Annotated in this window: 13 protein-coding genes, 2 tRNA genes and 1 rRNA gene; 12 read left to right on the plus strand and 4 right to left on the minus strand. The window is 54.4% G+C overall.

Annotation, left to right across the window (positions count from 1 at the left end; all coding sequences use genetic code 11):
* The first annotated feature begins 111 nt into the window (after positions 1-111).
* The 3 genes from rrf (at position 112) to dkgB (ending at position 1,322) form a co-directional block, all read left to right on the plus strand.
* Positions 112-227 (plus strand): 5S ribosomal RNA (gene rrf, locus QMN93_RS01795).
* A gap of 54 nt (positions 228-281) precedes the next feature.
* Positions 282-358, plus strand: a tRNA-Asp gene (locus tag QMN93_RS01800).
* A gap of 160 nt (positions 359-518) precedes the next feature.
* Positions 519-1,322 carry a 2,5-didehydrogluconate reductase DkgB gene (gene dkgB, locus QMN93_RS01805; RefSeq protein WP_193138858.1) on the plus strand — a complete coding sequence of 268 codons (804 nt, stop codon included), beginning with the start codon at positions 519-521 and terminating at the stop codon, positions 1,320-1,322.
* 29 nt (positions 1,323-1,351) lie between these two features.
* Here the strand turns inward: dkgB and yafC are convergent, their stop codons facing one another.
* Positions 1,352-2,257: a DNA-binding transcriptional regulator YafC gene (yafC, locus tag QMN93_RS01810; protein WP_182383064.1), complete on the minus strand. Its 906-nt coding sequence runs from the start codon at positions 2,255-2,257 to the stop codon at positions 1,352-1,354.
* Between the two features lie 104 nt (positions 2,258-2,361).
* On the opposite strand from yafC, the gene QMN93_RS01815 reads away from it, so the two are divergent.
* The 3 genes from QMN93_RS01815 to QMN93_RS01825 all read left to right on the plus strand — a co-directional run bounded on the left by QMN93_RS01815 (position 2,362) and on the right by QMN93_RS01825 (position 5,323).
* The gene (locus QMN93_RS01815; RefSeq protein WP_323620007.1) at positions 2,362-3,537 is read left to right on the plus strand and encodes an MFS transporter; all 1,176 of its coding nucleotides are present in this window, start codon (positions 2,362-2,364) and stop codon (positions 3,535-3,537) included.
* 136 nt (positions 3,538-3,673) lie between these two features.
* Complete coding sequence (locus tag QMN93_RS01820; protein WP_024909448.1) at positions 3,674-4,474, plus strand: endonuclease/exonuclease/phosphatase family protein; 801 nt, start codon at positions 3,674-3,676, stop codon at positions 4,472-4,474.
* Between the two features lie 75 nt (positions 4,475-4,549).
* On the plus strand, positions 4,550-5,323 hold the full coding sequence (locus QMN93_RS01825) for a class I SAM-dependent methyltransferase (protein WP_182383066.1): 774 nt from the start codon (positions 4,550-4,552) through the stop codon (positions 5,321-5,323).
* 53 nt (positions 5,324-5,376) lie between these two features.
* On the opposite strand, the gene mltD is transcribed toward QMN93_RS01825, so the two are convergent.
* Complete coding sequence (mltD, locus tag QMN93_RS01830) at positions 5,377-6,741, minus strand: murein transglycosylase D (protein ID WP_032661729.1); 1,365 nt, start codon at positions 6,739-6,741, stop codon at positions 5,377-5,379.
* Between the two features lie 68 nt (positions 6,742-6,809).
* Positions 6,810-7,568: a hydroxyacylglutathione hydrolase gene (gene gloB / locus QMN93_RS01835; RefSeq protein ID WP_069303691.1), complete on the minus strand. Its 759-nt coding sequence runs from the start codon at positions 7,566-7,568 to the stop codon at positions 6,810-6,812.
* Positions 7,569-7,600: 32 nt separating this feature from the next.
* Here gloB and QMN93_RS01840 point away from each other — a divergent pair, with 32 nt between their 5' ends.
* Positions 7,601-8,320, plus strand: coding sequence for a class I SAM-dependent methyltransferase (locus QMN93_RS01840; protein ID WP_023310484.1), 720 nt, complete (start codon positions 7,601-7,603; stop codon positions 8,318-8,320).
* Here QMN93_RS01840 and rnhA read toward each other — a convergent pair.
* Positions 8,317-8,817, minus strand: coding sequence for a ribonuclease HI (gene rnhA / locus QMN93_RS01845; protein ID WP_223239960.1), 501 nt, complete (start codon positions 8,815-8,817; stop codon positions 8,317-8,319). The genes QMN93_RS01840 and rnhA overlap by 4 nt on opposite strands.
* A 31-nt stretch (positions 8,818-8,848) precedes the next feature.
* Between rnhA and dnaQ the strand changes: the two genes are divergently transcribed.
* From dnaQ to QMN93_RS01870, 5 genes are all read left to right on the plus strand, one after another.
* Positions 8,849-9,580 (plus strand): DNA polymerase III subunit epsilon, encoded by a 732-nt coding sequence (gene dnaQ, locus QMN93_RS01850; protein WP_055703371.1) that lies wholly within the window; start codon positions 8,849-8,851, stop codon positions 9,578-9,580.
* A 132-nt stretch (positions 9,581-9,712) separates the two neighbouring features.
* Positions 9,713-9,789, plus strand: a tRNA-Asp gene (locus tag QMN93_RS01855).
* A gap of 379 nt (positions 9,790-10,168) precedes the next feature.
* A complete protein-coding gene (locus QMN93_RS01860) occupies positions 10,169-10,888 on the plus strand; it encodes a FadR/GntR family transcriptional regulator (protein ID WP_023334601.1) in 720 nt (239 codons plus the stop codon).
* Positions 10,885-11,898 (plus strand): ABC transporter ATP-binding protein, encoded by a 1,014-nt coding sequence (locus QMN93_RS01865; protein ID WP_182383068.1) that lies wholly within the window; start codon positions 10,885-10,887, stop codon positions 11,896-11,898. The genes QMN93_RS01860 and QMN93_RS01865 overlap by 4 nt, the downstream gene beginning before the upstream one ends.
* A complete protein-coding gene (locus QMN93_RS01870; RefSeq protein WP_039263859.1) occupies positions 11,895-12,977 on the plus strand; it encodes an ABC transporter ATP-binding protein in 1,083 nt (360 codons plus the stop codon). Before QMN93_RS01865 ends, QMN93_RS01870 begins: the two co-directional genes overlap by 4 nt.
* Position 12,978: the final 1 nt, after the last annotated feature.

A 12,978-nucleotide genomic window follows, 5' to 3' on the forward strand; every position in this document is an offset into this window, starting at 1 on the left:
GTTGAGCTAACCGATACTAATGAACCGTGAGGCTTAACCTTACAACGCCGAAGCTGTTTCGGCGGATGAGACAGACATGATTTTCAGCCTGATACAGATTAACAGAATTTGCCTGGCGGCTTTAGCGCGGTGGTCCCACCTGACCCCATGCCGAACTCAGAAGTGAAACGCCGTAGCGCCGATGGTAGTGTGGGGTCTCCCCATGTGAGAGTAGGGAACTGCCAGGCATCAATTAAGTAGTAAGCCGGTGCATAAATCCGGTGGTTACAGCAGTCTTCGGTGGAGCGGTAGTTCAGTCGGTTAGAATACCTGCCTGTCACGCAGGGGGTCGCGGGTTCGAGTCCCGTCCGTTCCGCCACTTATTAGAAGCCCTGAGCTAACGCTCAGGGCTTTTTTCTTATCTGTCGTTTAATTATTGCGAAATTAGCAAAAATCCTCTGCGTTTTGCGCTCTTTTTCTCTATAACAACCCCAGCGATAATCTTCCTCAGTTTACGAACATAATGATTGAGGAATAGTATGACTCTCCCTGCATTTGGTCTGGGCACTTTCCGCCTGAAAGACGACGTTGTTATCGCATCTGTTAAAATCGCACTCGAACTGGGCTATCGTGCAGTTGATACGGCACAGATCTATGAAAACGAAGCTGCCGTTGGACAAGCTCTCGAAGAGAGTGGTGTACCGCGTAACGAACTGTTTATCACCACGAAAATCTGGATTGAGAATCTCAGCAAAGATAAGCTGATCCCTAGCCTGAAAGAAAGTCTGAAAAAACTGCGTACTGACTACGTAGATCTGACCCTTATCCACTGGCCATCACCGAATGATGCCGTCTCAGTAGAAGAATACATGCAGGCGCTGCTGGAAGCGAAAAAGCAGGGCTTAACCCGTGAAATTGGGATCTCCAACTTCACCATTCCGCTGATGGAAAAAGCCATTGCTGCTGTTGGTGCAGAAAATATTGCAACCAACCAGATTGAGCTGTCTCCATACCTTCAAAACCGCAAAGTCGTGGACTGGGCAAAACAGCACGGGATCCACATCACCTCCTACATGACGCTGGCCTACGGTAAAGCGCTGAAAGATGAGGTAATTACGCGTATCGCAGAGAAACATAACGCGACTGCTGCGCAGGTGATTCTGGCATGGGCAATCGGTGAAGGTTATGCCGTGATCCCATCATCAACTAAGCGTGAAAACCTGGCCAGCAACCTGTTAGCAACGGATCTTCATCTGGATGCAAATGATAAAAAAGCGATCGCAGCGCTGGAGTGCAACGATCGCCTGGTAAGCCCGGAAGGTTTAGCTCCTGACTGGGATTAAGTTTGACCCGCCCTCTGTAACCTGAACCCTCACACAGCTCCTCCGGGAGCTGTTTTTATATGTTCACTCAGGAAGTCAATAAAGGCACGAATGCGCGTACTCACCGCTCTGTCACTGTAATACACTGCGCTAAAAGGCATTTCGACCGGCAGGCGTTTATCGGCCATTAGCTCCACCAGTTCACCCCGGGCTATCTCCTTATCAATCATATAGTCTGACAAGCAGGCGATACCATTTCCTTCGAGACACAGCTGCTTCAGCGTTTCCCCGCTGTTTGACGATATTCCGCAGGTAATTTCATGAAGTTGACCATCATGACAGGCGACAGGCCAGGTGTTCAGCGACACCGGCTCCGTAAAGCCAAGGCACAGATGCTGCTTCAAATCTTCAACCGTTTCCGGTTTCCCATGTTCGGCAATATACTCTGGCGATGCGATAATTTTGCGGTAGCTGGCAAACAGAGGGCGGGCACGCAAGCTTGAATCTGTCAGGGTTCCCGCCCGGATAGCCACATCCACTTTCCGCTCGATGAGGTTGATAAACGTCTCTGAGGAGACCAGCGATAGCGTCATCTCCGGATAGCGTTCGCGGAAAGGTTTGATCAGCGGCATCAGAAAATGGAGCACAACCGGCGTGGCCGCATCAATGCGCAGCAAACCACGCGGCGTGCTGCGGGTCTCCATAATCTCCGTCTCCGCTGCAGCCATCTCCTGCAGTACCGACTGCACGCGGCGGAAGTAACGCTCTCCCTCTTCCGTCAGGCTCAGCTGCCGCGTCGTTCGGTTAAGCAGACTCACTCCAAGCTTCATCTCCAGTTTTTTTACCGAACGGCTGATGGCTGAGTTAGCCTGACCCAGCTGTTCGGCCGCGCGGCTAAAGCTGCCGCTTTCAACGACGGCGACAAAGATTGTCAGCTCTTCCGATGTTGCTTTCATTTTTGCACCACCTGCAAAATTCTATTGAGATTTTGACCATTTTTGTTATTTAAGCACTGGCGCATACTGCCTGTCATCTTAATCCTGATGATACGGAGTATTTTATGCCACTGGCGCTACTTGCCCTGACGATCAGTGCCTTCGCAATTGGCACGACCGAATTTGTTATCGTGGGTCTGGTTCCCACTATTGCTAACCAGCTTGCGATCTCGTTGCCTTCCGCCGGATTGCTGGTGTCTATCTACGCCCTGGGCGTCGCCGTCGGTGCGCCAGTGCTGACGGCCCTGACCGGACGTTTTCCGCGTAAGCAGCTGTTAGTCGCGCTGATGGTGCTGTTCACCGCTGGCAACATTCTGGCCTGGCAGGCGCCGGACTACACCACGCTGGTGATTGCGCGTCTGTTAACCGGCCTTGCACACGGCGTGTTCTTCTCGATTGGTTCCACCATTGCAACCAGCCTGGTGCCCAAAGAGAAAGCGGCTTCGGCGATTGCGATCATGTTTGGTGGACTGACCGTCGCACTCGTTACGGGCGTACCGTTGGGAACGTTTATCGGACAACACTTCAGCTGGCGTGAAACGTTCCTGGCCGTCTCCTTACTGGGCGTCATCGCCCTGGTGACCAGCCTGCTGCTGGTACCGTCGAATATCCATGGCCGGGCGAGCGCCAGCCTGCGCGATCAGCTGAAGGTGCTCACGCATCCGCGTTTGCTGATTATCTACGCGGTAACTGCATTGGGCTATGGCGGCGTATTCACGGCTTTCACCTTCCTGGCGCCGATGATGCAGGACCTGGCAGGCTTTTCACCTAATGCCGTGAGCTGGATTTTGCTGGGATACGGTATTTCCGTTGCCGTTGGCAATATCTGGGGCGGCAAGCTTGCGGATAAGCATGGTGCGGTACCGGCGCTGAAATTCATCTTCGCCGCCCTGGTGGTTCTGCTGATGATTTTCCAGTTCACGGCTTCGGTACACTACGCCGCGCTGGTCACTGTGCTGGTCATGGGGATCTTTGCCTTTGGTAATGTCCCCGGGCTTCAGGTTTACGTTGTCCAGAAAGCCGAGCTCTATACGCCAAATGCGGTGGATGTGGCGTCCGGTCTGAACATTGCCGCATTTAATATCGGCATCGCGCTGGGCTCCATCATTGGCGGACAAACCGTAGCGCATATTGGATTAGCCCAGACTCCGTGGATTGGCGCGGTGATTGTCCTGGTCGCCTTCCTGCTGATTGGACTGAGTGGACGTCTCGATAAGCCAGCCAGGGTCGCGCTGGGTTAACATCAGTAAGTGCTTGCTTACAAAACTGGAAAGCGGTTTCTCAGAAATTGCGTTGAAAGTATGACCTAAAGTCCCTATAACATTAGAACCAGTCCGTTTTCCGGGCTGGTTCATGTTACAGAGGCTGTTTCCAAAAGTGCGAAAAAATACCTATGCCATGCGTTATGTTGCCGGAATGCCCGCGGAGAGGATCTTGCCTCCGGGGTCATTTGCGAGCATAAGCCAGGCATTACCCGCCGGCACACCGTTAAGCAGCGATGAGAAAATCCGTGTACTGGTGTGGAATATCTTTAAGCAGCAGCGTGCCGAATGGTTATCGGTACTCAAGAATTTTGGAAAAGATGCCCACCTGGTTCTGCTCCAGGAGGCACAAACCACCCCTGAACTGGTACGCTTTGCCACCACGAACTATCTTGCCGCCGACCAGGTGCCTGCGTTTGTCCTGCCACAACACCCCTCAGGTGTGATGACGCTTTCAGCAGCACATCCGGTCTATTGCTGTCCGCTGCGCGAACGTGAACCTATCCTGCGTCTGGCAAAATCGGCGCTGGTGACGGTCTATCCGCTGCCGGATACCCGAATGCTGATGGTCGTGAATATCCACGCGGTAAACTTCAGCCTGGGCGTGGATGTCTACAGTAAGCAGTTACTTCCGATCGGCGATCAGATTGCCCATCACAGCGGGCCCATCATTATGGCCGGCGATTTCAATGCCTGGAGCCGTCCGCGCATGAATGCGCTGTATCGCTTTGCGCGCGAAATGTCGCTGCGTGAAGTTCGTTTTAGCGATGACCAGCGCAAAAAAGCCTTTGGTCGTCCTCTCGATTTTGTCTTCTATCGTGGTTTGAGCGTGCACGACGCCTCGGTTCTGGTGACGCGCGCCTCGGATCATAACCCTCTACTAGTCGAATTCAGTCCCGGCAAACCTGATAAATAATGGTGTGTCAGGTCTGCCGTGGGGCAGGCCTGTGCGGGTGCTGCCCTTTATTTTTCACTCACAAAGGACAGTACGATGACAACAACACGCTCCCATCATGACAACGTAGAAAAACAGTTTGGTTCTCAGGCAAGTGCCTATCTGAGCAGCGCCGTGCATGCTTCTGGCCGCGATCTGGTGCGTCTCGGTGAACGTCTGGCGGCGTTCCCGCAGGCACACGTGCTGGATTTAGGCTGCGGGGCAGGGCATGCCAGCTTTACCGCTGCGCAGCGGGTCGCGCACGTTACCGCGTATGACTTATCCAGCCAGATGCTGGACGTCGTTGCCGGGGCGGCAAAAGCGAAAGGGCTGAACAACATCAATACGCGCCAGGGCTATGCCGAATCCTTACCGTTCGATGATGCATCGTTTGAGGTGGTGATCAGCCGTTATTCCGCGCACCACTGGCACGATGTCGGCCAGGCATTGCGCGAGGTCAAACGTGTTCTGAAGCCGGGCGGCACCTTCATCATTATGGATGTAATGTCTCCTGGACACCCGGTGCGCAATATCTGGCTGCAGACGGTAGAAGCGCTGCGCGATACCTCGCACGTGCAAAACTACGCCAGCGGAGAGTGGTTGTCGCTTATCACTGAAGCGGGGCTGATCGCGCGCGCGTTGATTACCGATCGCTTACCGCTGGAGTTCAGCTCCTGGATCGCGCGTATGCGCACCCCGGAAGTATTGAGCCAGGCGATCAGACTGTATCAGGAGAGTGCGTCCGCGGAGGTAAAGGCGTACTTTGAACTGCAGGCCGATGGATCGTTTACCAGCGATACCATCATGGCCGAAGCGCAAAAAGCGGAATAAATAAAAAAAGGCACCGAGGGGAATCGGTGCCTTTTTATCTTTCGATCGTGCTATCAGGAGTCTGGCGTCGCGCTGTTCTTCACAAACAGCGTCAGCTGGTCGCCAGGTTTCAGATTGTCAGTATCATTGTTCCAGCGCATCACATCCTTGATGTTCACGCCGTGCCGTTTTGCGATACTGGACAGTGAATCGCCCTTGCGTACGCGATAGGTAATGCTATCGCTGTTGCTGGCGAGGCGCTGTGCGCTGCTACCTGCACCTACCGTCAGAGTCTGACCCACTTTCAGGCCGGAACTGCGCAGATTATTCCACTGCTGCAGATCTTTCGCATTCACGCCAAGACGTGACGCGATGCCCGAAAGCGTATCACCTGAACGAACCTTATAGCTGCGGCTGTTAACTGATGATGCATCCGCGATCAGCGTTGACTGAACGGCGGCGATTTCACCAGAAGCTAAAGACTCGCGTAACTGCTCAGCATGTTTCTGCGGAACCATTACATACTGCGGGCCACTTGCCCCCAGGGTTGAGCCTTTAACGCCAGCATTAAAGGTTTTCAATTTACTTACCGACATACCCGTCATATCAGCAACCTGTTGAATATCAACTGGATTGCTGAGGCGAACACGCGCCAGTGCACGACTTTCGTCTGGTGTTGGCAGTTGTACACCGTAACGCTTGCTGTTCTTGAGAATATCGCTCAATGCCAGCATTTTCGGTACGTAAATCTTTGTTTCCTGTGGCAGTGAGAGCGACCAAAAATCGGTGGATTTACCCCGTGCTTTATTCGCTTTCATTGCCTTCAGTACACGACCTTCGCCACTATTATACGCTGCGACCGTTAATAGCCAGTCGCCGTCAAACATCTTGTTCAGACGTTGCATCATGTCGAGAGCGGCTGTCGTTGAAGCGACAACATCGCGACGCGCATCATAGTTGCGGGTCTGTTTCAGACCATAGTTTCGCCCGGTGCTCGGAATGATCTGCCAAATGCCTGCGGCATTGGCGCCAGACGTCGCGTGTGGGTCAAAAGCGCTCTCCACTATGGGTAGGAGTACCAGCTCCATAGGCATGTTACGTTTCTTAACTTGCCCGGCTATCCAGTACATATACGGCTCTGCCCGTAACGTTACATCGTGGAGATAGCTCTTATTACTTAAATACTTCTGTTTCTGTTCGCGAATCCGGGGATTTTCCGGAATTCCCATCTTTAGCTCGTCGCCAATAGAGGTCCACAAGTCTTGATCCTGCGCGTAAGATGTTCCATCGTCCATCCAGCGCGCCGAACTTGCAAACTTCCCTGCTTCCCCTTGACCAGCTGCAGAAAGGCTCTGTGCGTGCTGTTGTACGTTGCTGCCGTTTTGCGACTGGCAACCTACAAGCAGGACAGAGGCGAGTAATATCGCTTTTGCCTTCATGTGTGTGTCAATAGTTGCTTAAAAGACGAGCGATGATAACGGCGAAATTTTGAAAAGGCAACCCGCAATTATCTGAAGTTATCTTTCTTTGACCTTAACCATGCAAATCGCTGTTCTGGTTGTTGCAAATTTGTTTCTTGGTTAATTTTATTAATTAAATCAATATCATCTGTGCGTAAAAATAAATTAATTTGGCGCTCATTTTTCAGAATTACGGGGAGTGTTTTTTGGTTTTTTGCACGTAACTCCTTCACTTTGTGATAATAATCCTGAATCGCTCGATCCTCGGGTAAGAGGCTCACGGCAAACTTCATATTTTCTAATGTATACTCATGGGCGCAACAAATGAGTGTCTCATCGGGTAGCGCGTTAATCTTCTGTAAAGACTGATACATTTGAGCTGGCGTGCCTTCAAATAGTCTTCCGCAGCCTCCAGAGAAGAGCGTATCGCCGCAAAAAAGATAAGGCTTACTGTAGAAACACAGATGTCCCAAAGTGTGACCCGGTGTAGCAAATACGGAAAACTCCCACTCGCGTATGAGGATATTTTCGCCTTCTTCGACTACATGCGTGATTCCCTTATCTTGTGCCTCTGCCGGTCCGTAAACCACAAGATGCGGAAAATGAGCGCGCAGTTCAGGCACGCCGCCAGTGTGATCGCTATGATGATGCGTCAACAGAATGGCTTCTGGCTGCCAGCCGTTCTCTTTTATGGCGTGCAGTACAGGGGCGGATTCTCCGGGATCGACAATGACGCAGCGGCGATCGTCGTCAACCAAAACCCAGATGTAATTGTCCTGAAACGCTGGAATACTGATAAGATTCATACATTACCTCTTAGAGCGTGGCGGGTGTTTTGATGAAACCGGCAAGGATACCTCAGACTGTCGCAGCACCGGAACGTTGGGCGGAATTGCCCTGGGGTGAATACTATCGCGAAGCGTTAGAACAGCAGCTGAAGCCCTGGCTCGCGAAAATGTATGGCTTTCACCTGCTTAAGATTGGCAATCTCAGCGCGGAAATCAATACCGAAAGCTGCGCTATCTCGCATCAGGTTAACGTCTCTCTCGGCGGATCGCCGGTTCAGGTGAAAGCAGACCCGTTGCATCTGCCGTTTGCGGAAAAATCCGTCGATGCGTGTTTGCTCGCACATACGCTACCCTGGTGCAGCGATCCGCATCGTCTGCTTCGCGAAGCCGATCGCGTGCTGATTGATGACGGCTGGCTGGTACTTAGCGGATTCAATCCGCTAAGCCTGATGGGCCTGCGTAAGCTGGTACCGGTGCTACGCCGGACTCCACCTTACAACAGCCGGATGTTCACCATGATGCGCCAGCTCGACTGGCTTTCACTGCTGAACTTTGAAGTGCTTTGCTACGGAGGTTTTCAGGTGCTGCCCTGGGCGCGGCAGGGGGGCGTGGTACTGAGCACCCATCTCCCCGCGTTGGGCTGTTTGCAGTTTATCGTTGCGCGTAAGCGAACCATTCCTCTTACGCTTAACCCCATGAAGCAGAGCAAGTCGAAAACGCCCATCCGCCAGACCGTCGGCGCCACGCGGCAGTACAAAAAAACCGATTAGGCGTCGGGCTGATAGCCCGCATCTTCATGTGCGGGATTGGATGCCGCAGCACGCGCCAGTTCGTCGCAGCGTTCGTTTTCCGGGTGGCCTGCGTGGCCTTTAACCCACTCCCACTTAATCTGGTGCTGGCCCAGCGCAGCATCAAGACGTTTCCAGAGATCGACGTTCTTGACCGGCTTCTTATCGGCGGTCTTCCAGCCGCGTTTTTTCCAGTTATGGATCCACTGGGTGATCCCCTGACGCACGTACTGACTGTCGGTGCTTAATACCACGTCACAATGTTCTTTTAACGCCTCCAGCGCCACGATGGCCGCCATCAACTCCATCCGGTTGTTGGTGGTCAGAAAATAGCCTTCGCTAAAGGTTTTTTCGTGCTGGCGATAGCGCATAATCGCGCCGTAGCCGCCGGGTCCTGGGTTACCGAGACAAGATCCATCGGTGAAAATTTCTACCTGTTTACGCATCTCTGGTAGACTTCCTGTATTCGAAACGTTCAGTTAAACGATAAGTCTGACATAAATGACCGCTATGAGCACTGCAATTACTCGCCAGATTGTCCTCGATACCGAAACCACCGGTATGAACCAGATCGGCGCGCACTACGAAGGGCATAAGATCATCGAGATCGGTGCCGTTGAAGTGGTGAACCGTCGTCTTACGGGGAACAACTTCCACGTCTACCTCAAACCCGATCGGCTGGTTGATCCGGAAGCATTCGGCGTTCACGGTATTGCCGATGAGTTCTTGCTGGATAAGCCGACTTTTGCGGATGTCGCTGACGAGTTCCTGGAATACATCAAGGGCGCCGAGCTTGTCATCCATAACGCATCGTTCGATATCGGCTTTATGGATTATGAATTCAGCAAGCTTAATCGTGATATTCCGAAGACGAACACCTTCTGTAAGGTGACGGACAGCCTGGCGCTGGCAAGGAAGATGTTCCCCGGCAAGCGTAACAGCCTGGATGCACTCTGCTCGCGCTACGAGATAGACAATACCAAGCGAACGCTCCACGGGGCGTTGCTCGATGCCCAGATCCTGGCCGATGTCTATCTGACGATGACCGGCGGGCAGACGTCAATGAAGTTCAGTATGGAAAATGAATCCCAGCAGACGCAAGGCGAAGCGGGCATTCAGCGCGTTGTTCGTCAGGCCAGTCGGTTGCGGGTTATTTTAGCCAGTGACGAAGAGCTTCTTAACCACGAATCCCGGCTTGATCTGGTCCAGAAGAAGGGCGGCAGCTGTTTGTGGCGCGCCTGAAAAAACGCCTTAATGCCTGTAAAATCATCGTTTGGGCGATTTTTGCAGCAAACGATTCAAAACGTGAGAAAAAGCGTTGACGAGATCGGAGGCGCACCGTAATATGCGCCTCGTTCCCCAAACGGGAACAGTGGAGCGGTAGTTCAGTCGGTTAGAATACCTGCCTGTCACGCAGGGGGTCGCGGGTTCGAGTCCCGTCCGTTCCGCCACTATTCAGAAAGCCTGAATCAGAAATGATTCAGGCTTTCGTCGTTTCAGCCTTCAGTAATCTCATTCTCTCCCTTATCGTTAACAAAAAATTAATATGCATAGTGCAATTTATTAACAATTGCACGGATATAGTGCATTATTTGCACTGTAATTGTGCATTACTCCATCACTCCTCTCTTCGCACCTCATTCAGAATGTTTCTTTCTGTAAAAATAATTCACGCAGAATCATCTGGTTATCTCCTGCTTTCCAAAAATATACCGAACCAATTGCGTATTGGTTTGGTTATTGCTTAATCATTAGCACGATAAGCTTCATTCCATATCAATAACTTATCGTTAATAAAAATAAAGTCATGATGAAAGCGAGCGAACCAATATGGAAAAACCGTCACGGTTTCTGGCCAATTCCAGCACCGCGCTTGAGCAGTTGCGCGGGCTTATCAACCAGCATGAGTCAACACCAGGCATACCGCTGCCCACGGAACGTGAGCTGTCGGACACTCTCGGCGTAGGACGACGTGAAGTGCGTCGTGCGCTGGACGTGCTGGAAGAAGAGGGGCGCATCTGGCGTAAGCAGGGCAAAGGGACCTTTATTGGCCCGGCGGCACCTGTTGAACCGCTGGCCCTTCAGGGATTGGTTCAGCAAACCAACCTTCTGGAAGTGATGGAAGCTCGTCTACAGCTCGAACCCGGCTTAGCCCGGCTTGCGGCACTGCGTGCCACCAGGGAAAACCTCGCGCTCATGCAGCGCATGCTGGAACGCATCGACAAGGTCAGCCCGGACGACCGCGATCTCAACGAACTCTGGGACAGCGCATTTCATCGAGCGATTGCCGAGGCGGCGGGCAACCGTCTGATGCTCGGCCTGTTTGATGCCATTGATGCCGTTCGGCGCGAACCGGGCTGGCAGCATCTGCGCGAGCTGGCACGCACCCCCGAACGTGTCGACAGCTATAACGACCACCACCATAAGATCATGTCTGCGATTATCCATCGCCAGCCTAATGAAGCCGCGGCCGCCATGCGCGAACACTTGCTCAGCCTGCAAACCGCCCTGATTCAGGCGATCCACCTTGAGGACGACTTCACGCCATGACGACAATACCCTTTAAGGACGCCACACCCGTATTGCGAGTGCAAAACCTCAACGTTACGTTTGCTGGCTCGCCGGTTAGCGTGCTTGATGGTATCTCGCTGACCGTCAGGGCGGGCGAAACGCTGGCGCTGGTGGGGGAGTCAGGATGCGGGAAAAGTATCACCTCCCTGGCGCTGATGGGATTACTGCCCGCCAGCGCGCAGATTGTCAGCGGTGAGATGCAGTTTCGCCGCCACAATCTGCGAAAGCTCTCACCGCGGGAGTATGCCGATCTGCGCGGCAGCGAGCTGGCGATGATTTTTCAGGAGCCGATGACCTCGCTCAATCCGGCGTTCACGCTGGGGGATCAGCTGAGCGAGGCGGTTATGCGACACCAGAACGTCTCGCGCGCAGAGGCGATGAAGGTCGCGCTGCAGATCCTCGAGAAGGTGCAGATCCCGGCGGCAGAGATGCGCCTGAAAGCATATCCCCACCAGCTTTCCGGCGGCATGCGCCAGCGCGTGATGATTGCGATGGCGTTGATTAACCACCCCAAACTGCTGATTGCCGACGAGCCGACCACAGCGCTCGACGTCACCATCCAGGCGCAAATCCTCGCCTTGCTCAACGCCTTAAAAGAGGAAACCGGCACGGCGGTGCTGATGATCACCCACGATTTAGGCGTGGTGGCAGAAGTCGCCCAGCAGGTCGCGGTGATGTATGCCGGGCAGGTGGTGGAGCAGGGGAGCGTGGAGGCAATATTCGCCGACCCGCAGCACCCGTACACCATCGGCCTGATGGGGTCGATCCCCTCGCTGGGCGCACGCAAGGGCCAGCTCTCCACCATTCCCGGCGCGGTCCCGCTCCCGGAATCCATGCCGAAAGGCTGCCGTTTTGCCACCCGCTGCCCGTTTGCGCAGTCGCGCTGCCATGATGAAAAACCGCCGCTCACCGCGCTCGGCGCGGGCCATCAGGTCGCCTGCTTCCGCGTGCCGCTCGAACACCACATTGCCCTGGGAGAGACCGCATGACCACGCCCATTCTTGAAGCCCGTGACCTCAGCAAGCTTTTCCCCGGCCCCAAAAAACTCTTTACCCCGGCACGGTTTGTCACCGCGGTCGATCGCGTTTCGCTTGCCGTAATGCCGGGCGAAACGCTGGCGATCGTCGGCGAGTCCGGCTCCGGGAAATCTACGCTCGGTCGTCTGCTGCTGCGCCTGCTGGCCGCCAGCGAAGGGCGCGTGTTTTATCAGGGGGAGGAGATCACCGACGCCTCCGGTGCCCGCCTGAACCAGCTCCGGCGCGAGCTGCAAATCATCTTTCAGGATCCCTTCGCCTCGCTCAACCCGCGCATGACGGTGGAGCAAATCGTCGGGGAGCCGCTGTGGCTGCATCAGAACATGAAAAAAGCGGATCGCCAGTACCGCGTTGCCGAGCTGCTTAAAACCGTGGGCCTGCCTGCCGCCTGGGCCGGGCGCTATCCGCACGAGTTTTCCGGCGGGCAGCGCCAGCGTATCGGCATTGCGCGTGCGCTGGCTTCCGGGCCGAAGCTGCTGCTGGGCGATGAGCCGGTATCCGCGCTGGATGTGTCCGTTCAGGCGCAGGTGGTTAATCTGCTGGAGAGCCTGAAGCACCAGCTGGGGCTGACGATGGTGATTGTCGCCCACGGTCTGGCGGTGATCCGCCATATGAGCGACCGAGTGGCGGTCATGTATCTCGGGCAAATCGTCGAGCTTGCCACCGTCGACGAGATTTTTGACGCGCCGCTGCACCCCTACACCCAGGCGCTGATTGCCTCGGCACCGCAGATGCAGCCGGGCGTTGAGCGAGATGCGCCGCTGCTGCAGGGGGATCTGCCCAACCCGGCCAGCCCGCCGTCCGGCTGCCGTTTCCACACCCGCTGCCCGTACGTCACCGATGAATGCCGCCAGGTTGAGCCGATCAATCAGGTGCTCGACGGCGGACGTCAGGTTGCCTGCCACCGCTGGCAGGAGATCAACCGCGATCGCAGCGTTATTCAGATCGCACCGCCATCCGCCGCCTTTCTGCGCCGCCGCGCGCTGTTTGAACACGCGGCCACTCACTCGTCCCTTCCTTCAAGGAACTCATGAT

This window comes from Enterobacter sp. R-1.6.2, assembly GCF_035064085.1.
Taxonomy (GTDB): Bacteria; Pseudomonadota; Gammaproteobacteria; order Enterobacterales; family Enterobacteriaceae; genus Enterobacter; species Enterobacter asburiae_B.